This is a genomic window from Nostoc sp. JL34 (assembly GCF_017114945.1).
GTDB lineage: Bacteria > Cyanobacteriota > Cyanobacteriia > Cyanobacteriales > Nostocaceae > Nostoc.
Window position 1 is genome coordinate 22,763 of sequence record NZ_JABXKQ010000107.1, and the last position, 23,154, is coordinate 45,916.

Below are 23,154 nucleotides of genomic sequence, written 5' to 3' on the forward strand. Positions count from 1 at the left end.
GCAATGACAAGCTAGAACCTGAAAACGAAATTTTCTCTCATGTTTGGGCTAAAGTTTGCACCAATTAGCAGTGAAGTGCTTTAACAATGGTCTGTTTTATCCAAAGTTGAAAAATGGTGTAATTTCTACAGCATCTTTCAGCTTGATGCAGTACATAAACTAGGTTTCAAAGTCAGATATAAAACCTCTTTGACTCCTGAACTATGCTGAAAATAATTTAAATTTTTCTGATAGGAGGTTTAAAAACATGATTGGCGCAAATAATATTGTAAATAATAATGGTAGCTACCTAAAAATAGCAGACTTATCTTATCATCAAAATCAAGTTTGGCAAGGTGCTTTTGATTCTGTAGCTTTTAATGAAAAAGGAATAAAGTCTAAGTTGCTAGATTTAGATAAACCTTGTTATATTATTAAAGTTGAAGGAAAAATAGGTGCAACTAATGAAGGTTGTTTATATCCTTACAACCAAGAAAAGACTGGACAGACAGAAATATTAATAGCTGTTCCACCACTGTCAACTAAACAATTAGGCGATCCAAATTTTCTTAACTTTCATGGTGTAAAATACGCTTATGCTACAGGTGCAATGGCTCAAGGAATTGCTTCTGAAGAACTGGTAATTGCCCTTGGCAAAGAGAGAATCTTGAGTTCATTTGGTGCTGGTGGCTTATCTCCTGCTCGCGTCGAAGCAGCCATTAAACGTATTCAACAAGCTTTACCCCAAGGCCCTTACGCATTTAACTTACTCCACAGTCCCAGTGAACCTGCTATTGAACGCGGTGTTGTTGATTTGTATCTTAAATATCAGGTAAGAACTATCGAAGCTTCCGCCTTCCTCGATTTGACTGATAACATTGTTTATTACCGCGCTGCTGGACTTAGTTTGAATACAGCCAATCAAATCGAAATCAAAAATAAAATCATTGCCAAAATTTCTCGGAGAGAAGTTGCAACCAAATTTCTGCAACCTGCTCCCACAAAAATTTTAAAACAATTAGTTGAGCAAGGTCTTATTAGTGAATTACAAGCAACTCTAGCTGAAAAAATTCCCGTAGCTGACGATATTACCGTAGAAGCAGATTCTGGTGGTCATACAGATAATCGTCCTTTAGTTTGTCTCTTACCTTCTATCTTGGAATTAAGAGATGAAATACAAAGAAAATTTTCTTATGAAAAACCTGTCAGAGTTGGAGTAGGAGGAGGAATTGCTACACCACAATCAGCATTAGCTGCTTTTATGATGGGGGCTGCTTATGTTGTGACTGGCTCAATTAATCAGTCTTGTATTGAAGCCGGAACTTCTCAACATACTAAACAATTACTATCTCAAGCTGAGATGGCTGATGTGATGATGGCTCCAGCGGCAGATATGTTTGAAATGGGGGTAAAACTCCAAGTTCTCAAAAGAGGAACTCTATTCCCTCTACGAGCGCAAAAAATGTTTGAGTTATACAAAAACTATGACTCAATTGAAGATATTCCGCTAGCAGAAAAAGAAAAATTAGAAAAACAAGTTTTGCGAAAGAGCTTAGAAGCAGTGTGGGAAGAAACAGTTAGTTATTTATCTCAACGCAATCCCGATAAATTAACCAAGGCTGTTAATAATCCCAAGCTGAAGATGGCTCTAATTTTCCGCTGGTATTTGGGATTATCATCCCGTTGGTCTAACTTTGGGGAAAAAGGCAGAGAAATGGATTATCAAATTTGGTGTGGCCCAGCTATGGGTAGCTTCAATGACTGGGTTAGAGGTTCTTACTTATCTGAATCAAATAATCGCCAGGTAGTTGATGTTGCGAACCACATTATGACCGGAGCGGCATTTTTATACCGGATGCAAAGTTTGAAAATTCAGGGCTTACAAATGCCAGCTTATTACAGTGAATATCGCCCAACTACGTCTAATTAAAGGAGGAAAATCACATGAGTGTTGTTAAAATTGATAATCGAATTCCTAAGATTCAAAATAAGCTTTTCGAGCAAGCACATACTCATCCTTTAGAATTAAAAACTGTTGCTATAGCAATGAGCAAGCAGGGAATTAAAGGAGAAAAACTTTACTCTTATCCGGGAATGCTTCCCTTACCCATACCAATTTGTGAGTATTTACTTTCCTTCAATGCTCGTCAAATGTCGATTTTATCTGCGACCTTCTTTGCTAATTTATACAAATATGTCGCCAATAGTGAATATCAGTCTCTGATATCCAATATGAGCATTGCCGAAAAAGTTTTTGCTCCATATTCAGACGAATTTATGATTCTTCATCAGGAAACTAATGAAGAAATGGATCATATTTGGTCTTTTAGAACCATATATAGTATGGTCTGCCGAGAACTAGGAATTCAAAGCTCCTTTGATGAGCCGGGATTTTTCTATGGTTCTGTTGGTGCAATACCTCAATCAGATTTTGAAAACTTCGATACCCGTTTTACTTTTGACGAAGATTTAAATGAAACTCTGTTGAATCTTCAAAAGGGGAAAAACTTTCTTAAAGAGATTATCAAACAGACGCAGCAGCGAGGTCAAAATTTTACATATCGAAATTTAAGGTTTATGATTGGGGATGCTATGAGAATGCTACCCGCCGAAAAAGTCCAAGAAAGTGGCTTGGGTAGTTTGGCTCTGCTGTATCGGTACATGGCTAATGTGGAATTAAAAAAAAGCGAAGCCTATTTATTTGATTCCCCTGAAAAGTTTGATTATGAACCATTAGCTTTTGAATTGAATCAGGGTCATTTAACAGATGAAGCGCGTCACTACACAACATCTTTTGATTTAGGAGTAGAACTGTATAGGGTAGCTCCTCCAGAGGCTCAAGATTTCATTCGATATTTCATGCAACTAATTGTAGAAGACTACATTAGTGCTAGTTTCACAACTTATTTGGAGAAATTAGACCTCACTGTGCAAGGAATCATGTTAACTGATATTAGAATTGGGCTGAACTCACTAAGTATGTCTCTGCACCATCCTGAATTAGCTGATAAGCAAGTAGATATCAATCAATTAGTTCATTCTTGGAGGCAGGTGAGTTCAAAGTGGCGCAATATAATTGGTTACATAGAACAAAAGAGTTGGCAATACAAATCTCAGCAACTAGAGCGTCTTATTAAAGAATTGGGATTAGAGTTAAATACAACTAAGCTAGGTAATCGCTATGAGCGTTACAAAGATGCTCTGGCAATGAAGGAAATTCAAAAAGTTATTGAAGTAGCCTAACAGTTGCTAAATCTGTTAATCCTCTTTCCTGAAGCTAGTGAGTTTAGAAATGATAGTGTCTATTCATTTTGAAGATGATCAGAAAACAGTTCAAGTAGAAGCAAACCAACGCTTAACTAAGGTTTGTGATGAGCATCCTAGTTCAATTTTATTTGGTTGTCGTTGTGTTGCTTGCGGAACCTGCCTCATAGAAGTTGTAAGTGGGATGGAAAATCTAACTCCTGTGATGGATGAGGAGCGGATTTTACTTGATGTATTCGCTCCAGAGAATCCTAATATTCGCCTAGCTTGTCAATGCATAGTGCAGGGTGATATTCGCATTCGGGTAGCTAATTAATTGACAAATTCCACGTAGCTCAATATCGCTTAAAAGATATGCAGCAGTAGCAAAAGTTCAAATAATTTCTCCCTTGGACTTTTCAAAAGTTTTAGCCAATACAGCAATCCTATTTAGGCTGTGAATAAAAATTATCCGTTTTTAGCTTGTTCATATCCTATTTAGGAATGCTATATATCCAATTCCTTTTACTTCAGAGGTGTGTAAATGAGTCAGTCTATTCCTGAGACAACTAAAAAGCAGTCTTATACCGCAGAAGAAATTCAAGCTTGGTTAGTATCTCATATTGCAGAGCAGTTAGGAGTTGAACCCAAAGATATAGATGTCAGTCAGCCTTTAGACAGTTACGGTTTAGAGTCAGCGCAAGCCATGTTTCTTGTTAGTAAAGCTGAGAAATTATTTGGTTTTGAGCTATCTCCAATCTTATTGTGGCATTACCCCACTATTGAAACTCTATCCCAGCGTTTAGCCGAAGAATCTAAAGCTTCGCAGTCAGAAATTTTTGAGATTTGAATACCAAAGCTGTTGTTGAAGAGTTTACATAACAAGATTTTGATAGTTTTAAACTATGAATATATCCAGGTTTTTAGCAAGATTTACTCAACAGGTTATTCAAGTTATAAAAAATAATAATAACCTGAATTAAGAACTAGGCTTGCAAACAATCAGTCGTTAGAGGAAATCAAAATTAAATATGATTTACAACAGAAAACTGGGACGCCTTGAGCAAGCTATGGAAATCTTAAATAGCCGTGCTAAAACCTGGAACATAGTAACTATTAGTCGCATCAAGGGCTATATCTGTGAAGAAATTCTGACACAGGCTTTAGAAGTGATTCAGTCTCATCACCCTCGCTTAAATTCTCAAATTATTCGTTCTAAGAATAGTCTCATCTTTCAAACTCAAGGAACAGCAAAGATTGCTTTACGTGTTGTAAGGCAGTTAAATAATGAGCAGTGGCAAGAAGTGGTTTATGAAGAGATGAACAAGGAAATTGATAGTAGCCAAGGTCTGCTACGAGTGGTTCTTGTTCATCTGGTGGGTAAGGAGCATATAACTTACCTGATTACAACAATACATCATGCGATCGCAGATGGTTTATCATCTATCCAACTTCACTCAGAAATCTTGACTTGTTGTCAGAAAATTGTATCCGGCGAACCAATTAATTCAGTTAATAACTTAACTCCACTTCCACCAATCGAAGAACTAATGCCCAAATGGACTAAGGGTTTTAGGGGTAGGATAAACAGTACTATCTTTTTGTTCAAAATTGCATTGCGACACATCTGGAATCGACCAAAAACATTAGGTTTTGAAAAGTACGTATCCATTGCCAAGCGTCGTTGCAATATTATCCACAGACAACTTGACCAAGACTTAACCCAAAAGTTTGTAAATCATTGCCGTCAAGAAAATACAACAGTACATAGTGCTTTATGTGCTGTACTGATGTTTACAATAGGCAGAAAAATAATTAAAGGTAGTAGAAAAAGTATCCGAGTAAACTGCCTATCATATTTTGATTTGAGAAGACATCTGGAACCAGAAATCAGTGATGATCAGATGGCTGTATTAGCCTCCTCTATTATGGGATTTCATACTATAGGTAAAAATACGTCCTTCTGGCAATTAGCTCGTGAGGTAAAACAAAAGCTTGAAGTTGGTAAAAAGTCTGGCGAACTCTTTAAAATGATCTTGATTGCCAAGCATCTCATAGATTTTTGTTTTATCTATCCCAAGCAAGTAGCTGCTACAGTATCTGTTTCTAATGTTGGCAAAATAAATATTCCCAAACATTATGGTGAATTTGAATTAGAAGAAATCAGTTTTGCTGGTTCTCAGGCTTTATATGCAGGTGTTTTTGTTATCCACGTCTCAACTTTTCAAGGAAAAATGCTGTTGAATTTTGTATTTTCTCAACCTTCAATTAGTGAGAATAATATGGAACTTATGGTTAGCAATGTTATGTCTTATATTTTTGATATTTGCAATTTAAATTTAGACTCTAGTTTAATATGCAACTAGGCTATTTATTGCTCATTTGAGAAGCTAAAAAGACAATATTATGAAACAATTAGGAGATTCTAAAACTATGAACACATCAGAACTTGTAGCAAACCTTACTCAACAAGGTGTTCATTTGTGGGTTGATAACGATAAATTAAAGATTCGCTCGCCAAAGGGAGTAATCACATTAGAAATGCAAGCAGAAATAGTTGCTTGTAAAGCAGATATTGTGGCATTTTTGCACGAGATGGATGTAGCTGCTGACTTAGAGTCTGTCCCTTTAAGTCAAGGACTAAATTTACAAACTATTGGTCGTCTAATTGGGGGATTTACAGAACAATCAACTGTGGAGTATAAGCCGCCAATTATCGATCCTAAAGCTATGGCTCAAAAGCTGATAGTTACATTTAAACCTTTGCCTAATAGCTACAACAATCAAGAAATTCGGAAATTTCGCCAAGAATTGGAAGTTCAGTTGAGAAATTATGGGGTCAAGGTGTTGCTTTGGGAAGAAGCGATCGCAGAATTTAACTATGACCTAACAATTCCGGTAATTAACAAAAAGAAAAACTTCAAATTCAAAGGGGTTAAATCAGAAGTTAATGCAATTGTTGATGTAGAAATACCTCATTCAATTCTCAGAAAATTTGGTATCTTTGCAGCAGAGGCTCTTTATCAATTTTATTCTAAATTTGTTTTAAATGGTCGAAAAATCCCTGTTATAAAAATGGCTCGATTAAGCAGTTGGGCTGAGGATCATGCAGCTAAGTATGTTGACAATCCTAGCAAGACACAAGTAATTACAATTACTGACATTGACCATGATTTTATCAACCCTATTATCCCGTATAAACAAAAAATAAATATTGGCTTAAACACTTTAATCAGAACGTTTTCAGAGATTGTTATTGGAGTATCATCTGATAAAATTTCTATATTAAATATGAATCTTTCTGACTCTATTTTCCCCAAAAATGAGATAGAAAGGTTTGTTTTAAAATCATTAATCCCTAAAGTTTTTGTGCCAATTGCACCACTTTTGCTGAGTCGATTCGAGCTAGGACAGTATAATCCTCAAGAATCTAGCTATGCTCCAAAATTAGTGAAATTGGGTCAAGAATTAGCATCAACAGGTTTATTTCCTCCTGGTTTTAAATTGGACGAAGTTATTAAAAGAAAATCTCATAGAGATATTGTCAGCGTCATTATAAATGGTAGGACAGGTGTCTCTTATGGCTTTGTTGCTTATGTTGAACCTCCACAATATTTTGGAGACATAGAGTTAACTAAAAATGAGTGGGAACATCTATTACCTGTTAAGGGATTTAGTAGTAACGAACTGCGTCAAAATGAAAAAGGTAGACGCTATGTCAAAATAAAAATGCTAGGAGAATATGTATTTAGACAAATACCTGATATTTGGCTTGTAAGTTCTCGTTCAGGGTCAAATAAAACAGACTTAAATATCGCTGATGATATTATCAGAATTGGTTTGAAAGAGAAGCTATATCTACAACTTCCTAAGGTGATTCATTCGGACTTAGCAGATATGAAACCTTCTTATGATATTTATGTCATGCTTGCGATTAGTCTTTCAGCGGCTTTGTATACGCCAGAATTAATTAAAGACGGTGCGCCAATTGTTCATTTTCACGGCTACCCAGCATTTGATTGGTTTAAACCAAATGAATACTGTGTTGGAGTACATAATCCTTCTGTACCGTGTGGAACCTATGAGTCTGGTGTATTCAACTTTCTGGGTATTTCTAGCTTGGCTGAACAACAAACAAGCAATATATCTTTAGTTAGTTTGATAGAACCAGATCATGGCACAAATTTTATAGCTCATGATTTGGATTATCTAGTGGAAAGGTTGAAATCTGGATGTGCAGATGGACAAATTGAACTAGGTGGAAAATATTTTACTTCTCTTAAATCGAAAGTAGAAGAATGCAGAATATAAAATTTTGAAATATGCTTTTAACTAATTACGAATTACGTTAGCGGTAGCCAGGAACGAGCTTCCGTATAAACGTCATTAATAATTATTTTAAGCTTAGGTCATTCGTATAAAAATGCTAGAGCATTATTTCTAGCTTTTTTACACGAATGACTTTTTTTTAGGAAAAATTACTCAAGTTTTTATGAAGTTGCGTATGAGTTGCATATGAGTTGCGATTGAGTATCTCATCGTCATAATATGCTTATAAATCACAACTGGATGAGATTATTAGACAGTGTTAAAAACCTTCTTACTATATATATGAGAAGTAGATAATGCATCTGAAATCAAACCAGCATTACAGTGGTAGATTGAATCTGTGAATATCGAAAACAAAACTCTTCTCATCACAGAAATTAATGGGTTTATCGGCTTACGTTTTGCTGAGTTAAGCATAGCAAAGGGAATGAAAGTCCGTGGCCTGCAAAGTTACCCAGATAAAGCTAAAAAAGCGCAAAAACTGGGTGTTGAGGTGATTGTTGGTAGTGTTACCAATCCAGCTACTGCCCAAATGGCTTGTCAGGGAGTAGATGTAGTTGCACATACGGCTGAACTTGCCAAGGAAGGTGGGTCACTTGACCATTTTCGTGAGGTAAATGTTGGCGGTACCGTCAATATAGCTAAAGCTGCTAAGAATGCTGGTGTTAAAACCTTTGTGCATCTTTCAAGTGGTATGGTCTATGGCTTCGACTATTGCGATCGCATCACGGAATCTGGGCCGTTGTCTGGCGATAATAATCCCTACTGTCAGACGAAAATAGAAGCCGAAGAAGCAATATTACCACTAAATTCCGCACCAGATTTTGGCATCATCATCATTAGAGCAGGCGATGTTTATGGCCCAGGAAGTATTCCTTGGATAGTTCGGCCCATTCTGATGATGCGTCAAAAAGAATTTGTCTATGTCAATGATGGTAGGGGAGTTATTAATCATGTATACATAGACAACTTGATTGATGCGATCTTTTTAGCGATCGAAAAAGAAACCTACGGTGAAATATTTAATATCACTGATGGACAAGAAACTTCTTGGAAAGAATATTTTACCCATTTGGTAGAAATGGTAGGAGTATCTGCACCCAATTCTCTACCAAAAGATGAACTCAAACTTTTGATAAAACTACGTTCACAAGGGCAGAAACTATTTGGACAAAAAGCCGATATTCTGCCAGAATCTATAGATTTTATCACTCGCCCCTATGCTTATTCAATTGCTAAAGCAGAAAGTCTTTTGGATTATAAACCCAAAATTGATTTGAAAGAGGGGATGCAGCACATACAGGAATGGTTGCAAAAAACAGACATCAAAAAGATAATTGAGTCGTCATAGGTGATTTATAAAGTTTTAATACCAAGTGTTAGACCATCAACCACACATATCAAGTGTTAGACCATCAACCACACATATCAAGTGTTAGACCATCAACCATACATACCAAGTGTTAGACCATGAATAAACAACCTCTTCGCATTGCGATTTTTACGGCATTATATGCTCCATTCATGTCGGGGGTTTCTGTAGGAGTACACCAACGGGTTCGTTGGTTATTACAACAGGGGCATGAAGTTTTTCTAATCCATCCTGGAGTCAATGATCTCTACCCCAAAGAAGTTTGCGATCGCCCCATGCTAGGACTGAAGGAAGCTCAGTCTTTCTCCAACTTTTCTTCTTATGCGTACCCAACTAAGCCACTAATATTCTACAAATTTCATCCTGAACCATTGGATTATCGGTATTGGAGCGATACCAAGTTGCTCTTAAATTTTCAGCCTGACATTGTGGTGGTTGAAGAAGCACCAGAAATGATTGGTTACTACTCACTTTTTTTGCAAGGTTATCGTCGCCCGATTGGAAGTGAATACACAAAACGAACAGGCATCCCAATAATATCTATATTCCATACCGATATCGTTGCTTATATTCGATATTACATCGGAGAGTGGTTATTCAGATTTATTCGTCCTATAATTCCCACTCTAATTAAGCAATTGAGTGAGGCTTATGACGTTAATTACTTTCCTTCTCAAGAACAACTCACTAAGTACAAATTGATGGCAGCCCAACGTGTAGAATATCTCTCCTATCAAGGAGTCGATTGCGAAAAATTTCATCCCCGAAACATTTGTTATAACCCTATTCCCAACGACCAACGACCGACTCTGCTATTTGTCGGACGCATTAGTGCAGAAAAAAATGTCAAGCAACTCTTAGATGCATTTGTACTCATTGCTGCCAAGATTCCTGATGTCCATCTAGTGATTGTTGGTAGCGGCCCCCAGGATAAAGAGATCCGTCGGCGTGCCAAAAAGTTTGAATCTGGTATTACGATTTGGGGTGAATCCCACGGCACAGAACTTTTGGGTTGGTTTGCGCGAGCAGATGTATTTGTCAATGCCTCCGTCACCGAAAACTTTTGTACCACTAATATGGAAGCTTTAGCATCTGGAATTCCTGTTGTAGCCGCCTATGCTGGGGGAAACTCAGAGCAAATTGTACCCGGTATCAATGGCTTTCTAACTGAACCCAATAACCCAAAAGATTTTGCCATAAAGGTAATTACAATTCTAGAAAATCCGGCTCTCAAAGAAGAAATGTCTCGACAGGCTCGCCTCTACATACAGAAATTTGATTGGTCACTATGTATGGAAAAATTTGAAGAAAAGCTATACCAACATGTTGGAGCATCAAAGAAACTGGAGGTAAAAGCTACTGGACAAGTAGTTAATAGGTAGGCAAATAATGAAAGTCTGTGAACTGTAATATCATATCTGCCTAATTACTCTGCAAAAAAACTCTCTGCGTCAGGCTGAATGCTATGGGTTGTTAATTTATTACTTATGAACCTGATCCGCCTTTTATTGCGTACTTCTTCTCTTCACCTTAGTCTTGCAATGTTAGCTGGTATTTTCAGTGGTGGCACTGCTGCTGGTCTAATTGCCCTAATTAATACAACATTGAGTCAAAATCAGCCATCGAAAACTACACTACTTTGGAGTTTTATCGGTCTTTGTGTGCTGCGGCTAATTTCTAATTTTACTTCTCAAGTTTTGTTAATCCAACTTTCACAAAAAGCAATTCTCAACTTACGGATAGTTTTAACCCGTCGCATTCTTGCCTCGCCCTTACGTCACTTAGAACAAATCGGTGCTCATGGTCTTTTAGCCGTTCTCACTGAAGATATTCAAACAATCTCTAACACGGTTATTACTGTTCCTTTTGTGTGCATTAATATTGCCATTGTGATTGCTTGTCTAATTTATCTAGGCTGGTTATCTAAAATTGTCTTCCTTATAGGTATTAGCTTTATGTTTCTGGGAATATTCAGCTATTCACTACCAATGAAGAAAGCTATGTCTTTTCTAAAATTGGCTCGTGAGCAGGAAGATAGATTGTTTAAGCATTTTCGTACTGTAACTCAAGGCACAAAGGAACTTAAGCTGCATCATCGGCGACGCCAAGCATTTCTCTCTGAAGACTTCCATACCACTGCCTTATCATCCCGCCGTCATAATGTTGTGGGTATGAGTATCTTTGCTGCCGCTGCTAGTTGGGGACAAATTCTATTTTTTGTTGCTATCGGTTTACTTTTATTCATTCTCCCTAGTATCAATAAAATTCCCCCTGCAATTCTATCTGCTTATGCCATAACTATTATCTATTTGATATCACCCCTAGAGTATATTATGAGTATGATGCCTAGCATAACTAAAGCCTTAGTTGCTTTAAAAAAAGTTGAGTCTCTGGGTCTATCGTTAGCAAATTACTCCAACGAAATTGGTGATAATGTTTCACTGACATCAGATAAATATTGGAACTGCCTAGAAATAGTAAATGTAACCCATACTTATTATCAGGAACGAGAAGAAAGCAACTTTATTCTTGGGCCTATTAACTTGAAATTCCATCCCGGAGAACTTGTTTTTATTGTAGGAGGTAACGGTAGTGGTAAGTCTACCCTCGCTAAATTAATTACTGGGCTTTATATCCCTGAAACAGGAAATATTTATCTAGATGACAATCTCATCAATAATCATAATTTAGAGTGGTATCGCCAACAGTTTTCTGTAGTATTTTCCGATTTTTATCTTTTTGATCGCTTCCTGGGTTTAGATAGTAGTGATCTAGATATTCAGACTCGAAAGTACCTTGTTCAACTACAACTAGACCATAAAGTTAAGGTCAATAATGGAGTACTTTCTACTACCGATCTTTCTCAAGGACAGCGCAAGCGCCTAGCTCTAGTTACTGCCTATTTAGAAGACCGTCCTATCTATATGTTTGATGAGTGGGCATCAGATCAAGATCCTGTATTTAAGGAAATTTTCTACACTCAACTTCTGGCAGAGCTAAAGAATAGAGGGAAAACTGTAGTAGTTATCAGTCATGACGACCAATATTTTTACCTGGCAGATCGGATTGTCAAGCTGGAATACGGCCAAGTGAAAACTGAACATTTAAATATTGGAAATTAGTAAAGCAATGTTTTTGAATAAATTCTTAGTAACATCTGATCGCCCCAACAAGTTTTTAGCTAAAGAAAGGTTTACATTACGAGAAAAACAAAACATAATTTTGGATGCAGATGTAAAATCTGTTCTATTTTACAGAAAATGGATTCAGGCTCAAACTAATAATGCTTTGGATAGTACCAGAATATTAGGAATAGTAGCAGCTGCCAAAGGAGCCGAAAATTATTTACCCTATACTATTCCCAAAATGATTCAACAAATCTCTGAAATTGGGATGATGGCTGATATAGTAATAGGTTTGAATAATGGTTTTGAGTGCCCGACTGTTATCGACCGTTTTATTTTGCTGCCAAATGTCCAAGTTATTCATTTATATACTGGAGAAAAACTAGCAAACAATATCCCAGCACCAATATTTGACAATTTGATGTGCCAAGGCAAACCTTATTGCTTAATTAACATTGAACCTCAGCCATCCCAACATAGAATATTTATTGTGCATCAGAGAGAAGGACAATATTCAGCAGGAAAAATCCGAATATTGGGAGATATTTATGGCTCATTACTACTCAAGAGTATAGAGAATGGATGGATACCACCTACAATTTCAGTGGCTTTTGATGCCGAATCTCAGTTTTTAATTGAGGAAGAGTATTCAGTTATTCAACCAGAATCTAACGGTTTAAAGTTAATAGTCAATCAACTACAAAATTCACCTAAAGTTGATATTTGTGGTACAAGAAATAAGTTTGCTGTTTACCAAAAAGGTATGGTAGATGGAACTGAAGTTTTAGTGCCTAACTTTAGTGAAGAAGTGCCTCCTATCCAATGGTTTATAGATATTGCTCATGGTAAATTCAGTGGCTTTCAATCGAAACCAGGGAGTGGTACGGTTGCTAAAACTGATGTGCTTGTCAGCTTAGTAGCAGTAATTAGTGAAAGGTATCCAGGGATAAGAGTTGAAGACACTCATCTCAGTATTTTAGCCAAGTATGCAGGCTTTATAGGCGATATATTCATAGATGTTATTTCTACGAACAGAACTCCCCATTTGACAGACATGACACTGGAACAGCCACCAAAGAAGGCTTGGGTGGAACAAGTATATAGATGGAATTCTGGTTATCGTGGATTGGAATTACTTTATGGAAAACATAACATTCAATCGATAATCAGCTATGGCTTCACTTGGTTTATTTTGACACGACCAATTAAGTTTTGGAAATCAGTTATAGGAAGTGAAAAAATTAACTTATATACACTGCTTAGAAAATTAAAAGCTTTAGCGATCGCCTTTATTGTTTCTCGTAAAATCAGCAAAAGGAGTTTTGTTCAGCCTGAAATACTACAAGGCAGTGAAGCAAAAGCTTGTTGGTGAAAATAGTAGAGTGAGTGAAAAACATCAGTGGCATCGCTTCGCAATAGATAAACCTAAACCAGATCCATATTCTCTGTTTCTATCTGTGAATGAGGAGATTAATTAATGTATTCTTCTGAAGAAAGAATTACAATTTTTACTGTACCTAAAGCATTTAAAGGACATATTGGAATTATTCAACAGAATGCAATCAATAGTTGGAAATTACTTCGTCCCCAGCCACAAATTATCTTATTTGGTAATGAGGAAGGCATTGATGATATTTCTCAAAAACTTGGAGTAATTCATGTACCGCACATTCAATATAATGAATATGGTACACCATTGTTAGATGATATATTTCGACAAGCTCAAGAACTTGCTAAAGGTTCTATTCTGAGTTATGTAAATACTGATATTATCCTGTTAAATAATTTTTTGGTGGCTGTAAAGCAATTACGCTCCGCATTGTTTCATGATTTTTTAATGACTGGACAGCGTACCGATGTGAATATTACAGAACTGCTGGACTTTGATATTCCTACTTGGGACACTCAGCTTCATCACTTTGCTTTAAAACAAGGGATATTAGCTTCAGTTGTGTGTATGGATTATTTTGTATTTCCTAAGCCACTTTATGCCGAAATTCCAGCTTTTGCTGTTGGCAGAGGTCATTGGGATCATTGGATTGTTTATTATGCCCGTGAATTAGGAATTCCTGTTGTTGATGCCACAGAAGTAGTTACAGCTATACACCAAAATCATAACTATACTCACTTATTAGGTGGTCGAGGTGCAGCTTATGTCACAGGCGAAGAAGCTAAAAAGAATGCCAAGCTAGCCGGAAATGTGCATATATTTAATGGGTCTGTTGCAACCTGGAAGCTAACACCTTGGGGAATTAAAAAACGTAACTCACTATCCGCTTTTTCCTCATTTTTAGTTGACATACCTCGTTTTGCCAAGTTACTCAAAGAGGTTAATTGGAATAACAAATCTGAGGTATAAACCCTCAATAAACGTTTATGCACTGTTCACCTCAATAATACTTGCAGCAAAAAAACTTTTTTTAATTAAAGTATTATGAAGCATAATTGCTCCCTAAAACCTCATTGATAAAAGACACATATATACTTGGAGAAACAAAATGAAAATAGGTTATTGGTTAGGTGATGTCAGCTTACATAGTGGTGGTATTGCTCCTTATTCTTGGCGGATTCTTGAAATTTTATTAATCAAAAGTAAATTTCAAGAAATTGATATTTTAGTTTTTTGTTCATCGGAAGTAGAGAAAAAATGTCTTGACCTAATTAACAAATATCAAGCTAAAGCCAAGCCATATGTAATACCCCTAAAATTTAGTTTTGTTGAGACAGTAGTTAGTCGATTTACTAACCTTATATCTCAAGTATTAATCACATTTAATATTCCTAGTCAAGTAGTTAAATATCTTAATCCCTCGTTTCTTTGGTTTGCATCCTTAGATATTGACTTACTTCATGTACCTTATCAGACTCCACCATTCTATGATTTACGATATCCATTAGTTGTAACAATGCATGATGTCCAAGAACTACATTATCCTGAGTTTTTCACTCCTCAAGAGCGAGTTTGGAGAGCAGAGCATTATTGGAAATCACTTGAAAAATCTAGTAAAATTATTGTTTCATTTAATCATGTCAAGGAAGATTTGATTAAATACTTCCGATTAGATAATAATAAAGTTCATATTTCCCACCTACCTTATGAAAAGATGTATTTGCAGTCACCTACGAATGAAGAACAATTAATCTATGAAAATAAATATGCTCAACTAAATAGCTTTTTACTCTATCCTGCCCAAACCTGGCAGCATAAAAATCATCTATGCTTAATTAAAGCAGTAGAATACATTAAAGAAAATTTTGGGATAGTAATATATGTTTTATGCACTGGCAAGAAAAACTCAAGCTTTTTTCCAGTAATAGAAGATTATCTCAAAAATTCTGAGGTTGCTGATCAAATTCATTTTCTAGATATTGTGCCTGAACCTGAATTATGCTGGTTATACAAAAACTGCTCACTAGTTGTGATTCCATCATTGTATGAAGCAGGCTGTCTTCCACTTCTAGAATCGATGTCTTTGGAAACTCCAGTTATATGCTCCTCTGTAACTTCTCTTCCTGAAACTATTGGCGATTTACGTTTTACCTTTGATCCCTTTAATATTGAGCAAATCGCTAACTTAATTATACAGATGTTAGATAACTCAGATTTTCGCATCGATAACATAGTAAATAGTAGAAATAGAATCAAAGAATTTCACCAAATTGATTCTGCTGCTGAGTTGATTAAAGTCTATCAGGAGGTTTTATCTACTTAGTTTATGCCTGAATAGACATACCATACAACGGAGTTTCAACTCCTCTGGCAGATGTAAAGACGTTAATCTAAGCATTTTAGCTAAATTGCAGGCTTTAAAAGTTTTTGGTGATTGCCTTTTGTACATCTGTCTTTGGAAGCATCGTAGTTCCCACTCTCGCAAGGAGTATTCCGGTCATTATTTGTTGTGACACTTGTACACGTCACCGTATTCTTTAGCAAAAATCAAATAGGATTCCTATATATGACCTATAAGTTTACATACGAAGAATCAATTCACTGGATGCAGAATCAGCCAGAACATTCTGAATTGGTCAAATTTTCTTATCTGGATACAGATAATTTTAATGCTGCACAACGTTTTACCTTGAGTGAGGAATTTGCTGAAGTTGCAAAGCTTTTGAAATTAAATAACTCGCCTAATAAATTAAAAATACTTGATCTAGGCTGTGGTAATGGAATTGCATCTTATGCCTTTGCCTATTTAGGACATGATGTTTCATCTGTAGATCCTAACCCTAGTGAAGATTTGGGATTAGGAGCAACTGCAAGACTGGCATCTAGAATCAACCAAGGCTCAATAGAAACCTTCCAGGCATTTGCTGAGTTACTACCTTTTACAGATTCGACATTTGATATTATCTACGTTCGTCAGGCATTGCATCATTTTTCTTCTTTACAAAAAGGACTAGCTGAATGTTCAAGAGTCCTTAAAGCAAAAGGGTTATTACTTGCAACTAGAGAACATGTTACTGATAATGAAAAAGAGCTAAAAGCTTTTCTTGAAAGTCATATGTTACACAAAATGAATGGTGGAGAAAATGCCTATCCTTTGAATATTTACACTTCATCAATTGAAAATTCAGGTTTTATAATTATCAATTGTTTTACTCCTTTTGCTACAGTTATCAATCATTTTCCAATATCTAATACAGAACTTATGGATTATTTATTTCAGCTATTAAAAAAGATATTAGGCGGGAGAATTGCCTCATTTATTATAAACTTTCCTTATGTTGAAATTATCTATCGATATATATTGTCTCACTTTTACAAGTATCCAGGTAGATTATATTCTTTTCTTTGCGTTAAAGGGAAAAGTAAGTAATAGACTTTCGCTCAATTGTCAATATTAAAAGGGTAAAGACAGTGCATTCACTGTCTTTACCCTTTCTACGCTTAGTTACTACCGATGTGACCTGAGTCTGTCGCCTTTTATATGTGGGGACTGGAGGGAAGGAACCCCAAGACGGTCTATTCTGTCAAATATGCTACTTGCCTTTATGCACAACTTTCACGTCGCACATCTCGGCTCAATCATAGTATCAGAGCTTTTAGAACTGTCTGCGGCAATGTCTTGTTAGGCATCTTATCTATGAAATAACTTACTTCTAAGGGAAAAAATAGTTCAATATCTTCATCTTTCATCAAAAGAATATCAAAATAATAAAACCTGCTTGTTAATTGATAAAACAACAAGTTTTTAAAGCTATCTAAGTCACTTAACGGATACTTTCCCATCAAGTATCCAAAGTTATCATAGACCAAAAAGTAGTTGTATCCAATCTCCTCAAAAAAGCTCAGTGTTTCTAAACAGTTTTCTATATAAGTTGTATTAGAAAATGCATCGCATTCAAATAAAACAGTAGGTAAATTATCTTTGATCGCCTTTTTGGCTCCAGAGATTACCTCAAAATCGTGACCGTCAGTATCAATTTTCAGAACATTGAAATATTTGAAGTCAGGATGATCAGCTACTATATCATCCAAAGACTTTGTTTCCATATTAATAGATCCCTCTGTATTAATAACTGAAGCTGTGCCATTTTTTTCGATCACTGCATATGTTCCTATACCGCTTTCAGAAGAACAGATGAAGCTTAAGATTTTTACGTTGTTAATCTGTTCCCAGTTAGAAAGCAGATATTTTTTAAAGTTTGGATTTGGTTCTATTGCTAAGAATCTATCTTCACTAGAAGTATTGTGATAGAAAGCAGCTATAGAGTCACCAATATTCGCACCTACATCAATACACTTTAAATATCCATATTTATCATGTATGTACTTACTAATTCTTTTAGCAAACCGATCATAAAATTGATATTCTTGGAGATATATTGGCAGTGCATGTGATAAAGGCAAGTGAAGAGACTTATCGTGTATTGTTAGTACGCATGATGGATCGTGAAAAAATTTAATTAGTACTTCCCTGAAAAGGAACCAAAAATAATAAGAAAGCCCATGAGAACGAAGGAATGTTTTATACACCAGGCTTGAAATACCCATATTTTATCTCTTTGCTAAGATGCTTAACTAGCTAGTTAGTATAGGAAAATTTTCTGGATGCTTCAACTTATATGCAACATTAAAACTGGCAAAAAGTAAAGATTTTGTCACCTAATTTCTTTGATAAATAACGTTGTTGCATATTTATTTTTCATTCGACAATCGTCTGACAATATTTTATTTATTAGTAATTTTATTAGAGGATGTTTTAAAAGTTTTTTTGATAACATCTAAGCCTCGAAAATCTAATCCCACAACCCCCTTTCCCTACAAGGGAATGGGGTGGGGGTTTCAAAGCCTCTCGACCTTTCGGGGAGAGGAATAGAAGCGGGGTTTTGAGTATACTTTACAACTTTTCAAACAACCTTTTAGACATAACTTAGTACAGGTTGGCAGAAATAATCTGGTATGTAAAAATATACAAAAGCTGGTTTGTTGGCATTTGTACTTTCTGCCTCTGTCTTCTTGTACTAGATTAATTTTAAATAAATTGTCAAAATAAAAAAGCCGCTAAAATACTAAAAATCTCACTAATAATTTAGCAATACTATGTTCTTATCCCGTACAAGTGTTTATCATATAAAATTATTCAGTGTTCGCTCATTTGGCTCTGAATTTTAAAAATTTTTTGCCCCCAGGCAACAACAATATTAGGATTTTAGTCTCCTATTAAGACCGCGATCACCTTTTTAACCTCGCGAAAAATCAGGAAGAATATCGTAGGGATGCTTGTAAATTCTAAGCATATCGAACCTTTTCCTACTCGCTTACTGGTTTTCACCTGAAATTGACACCAATGCACAGATGTACTTACCCTGCTCTTTAAGTCAAAAGAAAGTAGTTTTCCACGCATCTCACAAATATTTCCACACCCATTGCCAAGGCAGTTTCGTCAAAATCAAACCGGGGATGATGATGGGGATATGCTAAGTCTTTGGCGGGGTTAGCAGAACCCAGAAAGAAATAGCAACCAGGAACCTCTTGCAAAAAGAATGACATATCTTCAGCAGCCATAGTTTGGCATTCTGGCACAATACCTATAGGAGTTTCTACCACTTCTTCTGCTACACTTCGTACCAGTTCTGCCATTTTAATATCATTAATTACTGGTGGATAAAGTGACCAGTATTCTAAGTCATAACTCGCACCATGACTTTGACAAATTCCGGCAATAATCTGCTCGACACGCTGGTTAAAAAAGCCTTTCAAACTAGGATTAAAATACCTGACAGTCGCACTCATTCTCGCTGTATCAGCAATTACGTTACGCTTGGTTCCAGCATGAAGTTCGCCCACTGTCACCACTGCTGAATCAATGGGATTAACATTCCGAGCGACAATGGTTTGTAGAGCATTGACGATTTGGGCAGCAACAACAACGGAGTCAACAGTTTGATGGGGGAGTGCGCCGTGTCCACCTTTGCCCAAAATTGTGCAGTTAAAGCACTCCACAGCTGCCATCAACGCCCCAGCCCGCACACCCACTGTTCCTAAAGGCAAATTATTCCACAAATGCAAACCAATAATCGCGTCAACATCAGGATTTTTCAAAACTCCAGCTTCAATCATCGGCTTTGCGCCTCCTGGTGATTCTTCGGCTGGCTGAAAGATAATTTTCACCGTACCGAAGAAATCTTGGCGATGCTGCTGGAGATAATAAGCTGTACCTAATGCGATCGCAGTATGTCCATCATGTCCACAAGCGTGCATCACTCCATTATGCTGCGATTTGTAGGGCACTTCGTTGAGTTCTTGGATTGGCAAAGCATCCATATCTGCCCGAATCGCCAAAACTTTTGGATTTTGGATTGTTTCTGAATCTTGCTCTTTACCTTTGATGGTGGCAACAATCCCAGTGTGGGCAATGCCAGTTTTATGCTCAACTCCCCATTCTTGCAGCTTTTGTGATACAAACTCAGCCGTCAGTTTTTCTTGAAAACCCAACTCTGGTTGTTGATGCAATCGCCGTCGCCACTCTACTAGTTGTGGTTGCAATGAACGGATCGCCAGTCGGATGCGAGATAGGTCAACAGAAGAGGGATTGGGAAAGGTGGAAACCATTATAAAGACAAACTAGTTTAAGTACAGCTAACTGAGTTTATTGTCCCAGTTTATCGTAGGGCATGGGGAATGATGGACAAGGGTAGATAATGTAGTCTCGATGAAAAACTTTTCACCGCCATGCATGAAAAGGGGTTGTGAACAGCCTCTCTAGGATAAAAAAAGTGTATAGAGAGGCGCTATCGACGTGATCTGAAGACCGGAGACAGAGCCGCTTTGCCTCCGGTATTTGCTCCAATCCCAAGTTGCCTGTGGGTTCGGTAAGCTCGAACTGCCTTCTTCTTCCTACCTCCTGAAGAATTATTTAAAATCTGCCATTTCCCTGAACAATGTGCTTGACGGTAGTCAAGGTTTCCAGGCTGATAAATCCTCGACGATGACCTTTTTGGTTAGACATGCCGAGGAAGACTGAATCTCCCCGCGAGGGGTTGCGGGAAAAACGCGGGGAAGTGTTGATGTAGGTAGAGGCGCTATTAACTCCTAAGGCAAACTGCCGACTTTCCTGGTAAGATTCAGTAACAATGGAGTCGGCATGACCACTGCTGTATTCATTAATCCAGGCGATCGCAACTTCTAAGCTATCCACCAGTTTAAAAGCTACTGTTCTAGTTAAATAAGGGTTTCCCCATTCGCCTTCCTTCACCAATTGCAACTGGGGAAAGGCTTCTACTAGTTCTGCATCCCCTTTAATTTCAAAGCCTTTTTCCATTAAGCTGTTCCACAAAACTGCTAAAGATGATGGCAAGGCTTGACGATGAATTAGTACCTTTTCAATGGCGTTGACTTGATCGGGTTCACTTTGATGGCTATTAAGAATCATCCAGCGCACCATTTCCAAGCTGCTATTCAGTGACCAGTAGAGATAACAGTTGCCCATCGCTGACTTTAAAACGGGGCAAGTTGACTGTCGGACTACCTGCTGCACTAAGCTAGAACGTCCGTAGGGAATCACTAAATTCACGTACTCGTCTTGGGTGACTAAATCCCGAATCGAAGCACCATGTTCTGCTGTAATCAGTTCTACACAGCCTGGAGATAGACCAACTTCGGCGATCGCACTTTGCAGTACCTCAGCGATCGCCGCGTTAGAATGGCTAGCTTCAGTACTACCTTTGAGAATAATACTATTGCCAGTTTTGATACAAAAACCCGCTGCGATCGCCCCTAAATCGGGAAACGCTTCATAAATAAATCCAATCACTCCCAAGGGCATTAATTGGGTGTAACTTTGGGAATCTTCCAGTTGATAATCAGCGGTTCTGACGCGCCGCAGCGGATCTGATAATTCCCCCAACCGTTGTAAAATGTCTACTGTCATCTCTAGCCTGGTGGGAGTCAGTTTTAGCCAGTCCAATATCAACTCTGGCACTGCCATTTCCCGACTGGCTTCTAAATCCAAGGTATTGGCTTCTAGAATGTCGTCAAATGAGCGCTCAAGCGCCTGTGCCATCGCCAATACTGCACGACTTCGGTCTGCTCCCTTTGTGATCCCCAACTTTAGGGAAGCTTGATAGGCTCGTTGGGCACTAGTAATCGGTTCGGGGCGATCATCCAAAACTTCAACAGTCATTGAGTTAACGTCTGTAGGTAAGCCAGACCATTAGTGCTGGCAGAATAGCCAACAGCACCGCCACCATTGCCCAAGCAATAATGCTGGAACCATTTGCCAATCGCAGTGCTAATGGCAGCCATATAATCACTAGCACGAAAATAATGCCCAGCGCTATAGGCAAATAGCTTTCTCCCAAGCGGGGATGAACAACATGCCAACTATTTCCCATCCAACGCCAAGCTCGCTTGTAGGGATAGGTGGTAGAAAGCTGTTCTAGGACATGACCATTATCTTCTACTACAAAGATTTGCTGACAGCGATCGCAACCAAATGCTTCTGTCAGCGTAATCGGAATTAACTGACCCCGGCGACGACAGGGACAGGGGTATTCGGTATTGAAGTCGATTTTTTCAGGTTTTTGAGATTGCACAAGCGTTCTAATAACTTGAGCGTGTTTTATTACACGAACTGCGAGAATATAATCCTTTGGTAAAAGCCTGATAAGGTAGATAAGGCTTCTTTCTTTATAAACATGGATAGGCGATGCAAACATCGCCATGATTACAAACAGCAGATGCAGCCGACTCGAAGTATCGTAATTGCCATACCAGTCTGGGGTTTTCTATTTGTAGTCTTTCCCCGTAACTGGTAATCTTGTTTAAAAAATTTCGGATTTTCATCTGTCGCTTTCAAGGTAATGTGGTTGCATTTTTGGGCATTTATTGTGCTGAAACACCTGGTACAATTTTAAGCCTACGTGGCGACCACTCCTAAAACAAATCGTTTGGGAAGGCTACGCTCATAAACAACAGACACCAACAAACCCGCTAATTTTTCTTGGGGTCACTATGATATTACTATCCAGTTATCAAGGTTAGATTGGGATTACGTCCAATCTTTATTCCTTGCAGTTCACAAGCGTTTCAATAACGAGAATTGCCAAAACGTCCAGAGCGTGTGTGTGACTCTTTGCCCAAATAGATTGTGGCTAACTTCACTGCCAAAAGACGCTTTGCACCTGACAACACTATTATTTAACTAGCCAACTTTAGTCCAGTGTAATACACCCTATACAAAACGAATTGATTACACCTATAAAGATTGTAGCCAAGCTAATGCATATTTTGACCAGTCTAAAGCTGGGTTTTATATTTCTTAGGAATATAGATGAAACAAAATGCAAAACTCCTGTTTCATCGGGTGAGTGATACCCTTGGTTAACGCACCATCCAATATTTTCCATGCCCTAGTCTGCCTTTACATAACGGCAGTTATGATGCCTTCTCCTCCGGTTAACGCCAAGGGCGAACGGCAAATTCTTCTCCCTCAAAGAGGCTATTTGTTTTTGAGAACACTTCAACGTATTTTAAAAACATTAAACCTCTTAGAATTTTTAAATCTAAGAGGTTTTAGTTGGAAGCGGGTAACGCGATTCGAACGCGCGACATTCACCTTGGCAAGGTGACGCTCTACCACTGAGCTATACCCGCAATCA

Annotated in this window: 17 protein-coding genes and 1 tRNA gene; 13 read left to right on the forward strand and 5 right to left on the reverse strand. The window is 37.5% G+C overall.

From position 1 onward, the window contains the following. Positions 1-247: 247 nt before the first annotated feature. The 13 genes from HWQ44_RS18965 (at position 248) to HWQ44_RS19025 (ending at position 16,868) form a co-directional block, all read left to right on the forward strand. Entirely contained in the window at positions 248-1,909 is a 1,662-nt protein-coding gene (locus HWQ44_RS18965; RefSeq protein WP_292721618.1) for a PfaD family polyunsaturated fatty acid/polyketide biosynthesis protein, read from the forward strand. A gap of 14 nt (positions 1,910-1,923) precedes the next feature. Beyond that, positions 1,924-3,222 (forward strand): hypothetical protein, encoded by a 1,299-nt coding sequence (locus tag HWQ44_RS18970; protein ID WP_292721621.1) that lies wholly within the window; start codon positions 1,924-1,926, stop codon positions 3,220-3,222. Positions 3,223-3,271: 49 nt separating this feature from the next. Next, positions 3,272-3,559 carry a 2Fe-2S iron-sulfur cluster-binding protein gene (locus HWQ44_RS18975; protein WP_292721623.1) on the forward strand — a complete coding sequence of 96 codons (288 nt, stop codon included), beginning with the start codon at positions 3,272-3,274 and terminating at the stop codon, positions 3,557-3,559. Between the two features lie 207 nt (positions 3,560-3,766). Continuing rightward, the gene (locus HWQ44_RS18980; protein WP_292721625.1) at positions 3,767-4,072 is read left to right on the forward strand and encodes an acyl carrier protein; all 306 of its coding nucleotides are present in this window, start codon (positions 3,767-3,769) and stop codon (positions 4,070-4,072) included. Positions 4,073-4,253: 181 nt separating this feature from the next. After that, positions 4,254-5,588: a condensation domain-containing protein gene (locus tag HWQ44_RS18985; RefSeq protein WP_292721627.1), complete on the forward strand. Its 1,335-nt coding sequence runs from the start codon at positions 4,254-4,256 to the stop codon at positions 5,586-5,588. 67 nt (positions 5,589-5,655) lie between these two features. Further along, positions 5,656-7,533: a hypothetical protein gene (locus tag HWQ44_RS18990; RefSeq protein ID WP_292721665.1), complete on the forward strand. Its 1,878-nt coding sequence runs from the start codon at positions 5,656-5,658 to the stop codon at positions 7,531-7,533. A 358-nt stretch (positions 7,534-7,891) separates the two neighbouring features. Next, a complete protein-coding gene (locus HWQ44_RS18995) occupies positions 7,892-8,902 on the forward strand; it encodes an NAD(P)-dependent oxidoreductase (RefSeq protein WP_292721629.1) in 1,011 nt (336 codons plus the stop codon). 119 nt (positions 8,903-9,021) lie between these two features. Next, positions 9,022-10,305 (forward strand): glycosyltransferase, encoded by a 1,284-nt coding sequence (locus tag HWQ44_RS19000; RefSeq protein WP_292721632.1) that lies wholly within the window; start codon positions 9,022-9,024, stop codon positions 10,303-10,305. Between the two features lie 105 nt (positions 10,306-10,410). Continuing rightward, a complete protein-coding gene (locus HWQ44_RS19005) occupies positions 10,411-12,045 on the forward strand; it encodes a cyclic peptide export ABC transporter (RefSeq protein ID WP_292721635.1) in 1,635 nt (544 codons plus the stop codon). Continuing rightward, positions 12,035-13,420: a hypothetical protein gene (locus HWQ44_RS19010; RefSeq protein ID WP_292721637.1), complete on the forward strand. Its 1,386-nt coding sequence runs from the start codon at positions 12,035-12,037 to the stop codon at positions 13,418-13,420. Before HWQ44_RS19005 ends, HWQ44_RS19010 begins: the two co-directional genes overlap by 11 nt. A 105-nt stretch (positions 13,421-13,525) precedes the next feature. Then, positions 13,526-14,407 (forward strand): hypothetical protein, encoded by an 882-nt coding sequence (locus HWQ44_RS19015; protein ID WP_292721639.1) that lies wholly within the window; start codon positions 13,526-13,528, stop codon positions 14,405-14,407. A gap of 139 nt (positions 14,408-14,546) precedes the next feature. Further along, complete coding sequence (locus tag HWQ44_RS19020; protein ID WP_292721642.1) at positions 14,547-15,761, forward strand: glycosyltransferase family 1 protein; 1,215 nt, start codon at positions 14,547-14,549, stop codon at positions 15,759-15,761. Positions 15,762-16,004: 243 nt separating this feature from the next. Then, entirely contained in the window at positions 16,005-16,868 is an 864-nt protein-coding gene (locus HWQ44_RS19025; protein WP_292721644.1) for a methyltransferase domain-containing protein, read from the forward strand. Between the two features lie 209 nt (positions 16,869-17,077). Here HWQ44_RS19025 and HWQ44_RS19030 read toward each other — a convergent pair whose 3' ends face one another. From HWQ44_RS19030 to HWQ44_RS19050, 5 genes are all read right to left on the reverse strand, one after another. After that, positions 17,078-18,046: an FkbM family methyltransferase gene (locus tag HWQ44_RS19030; protein ID WP_292721647.1), complete on the reverse strand. Its 969-nt coding sequence runs from the start codon at positions 18,044-18,046 to the stop codon at positions 17,078-17,080. 822 nt (positions 18,047-18,868) lie between these two features. Then, the gene (locus HWQ44_RS19035; protein WP_292721649.1) at positions 18,869-20,107 is read right to left on the reverse strand and encodes a M20 family metallopeptidase; all 1,239 of its coding nucleotides are present in this window, start codon (positions 20,105-20,107) and stop codon (positions 18,869-18,871) included. Positions 20,108-20,411: 304 nt separating this feature from the next. After that, entirely contained in the window at positions 20,412-21,677 is a 1,266-nt protein-coding gene (locus HWQ44_RS19040) for a glutamate-5-semialdehyde dehydrogenase (protein WP_292721651.1), read from the reverse strand. 4 nt (positions 21,678-21,681) lie between these two features. Beyond that, complete coding sequence (locus HWQ44_RS19045) at positions 21,682-22,089, reverse strand: hypothetical protein (protein WP_094348002.1); 408 nt, start codon at positions 22,087-22,089, stop codon at positions 21,682-21,684. A gap of 988 nt (positions 22,090-23,077) precedes the next feature. Continuing rightward, positions 23,078-23,149, reverse strand: a tRNA-Gly gene (locus HWQ44_RS19050). Positions 23,150-23,154 lie beyond the last annotated feature (5 nt).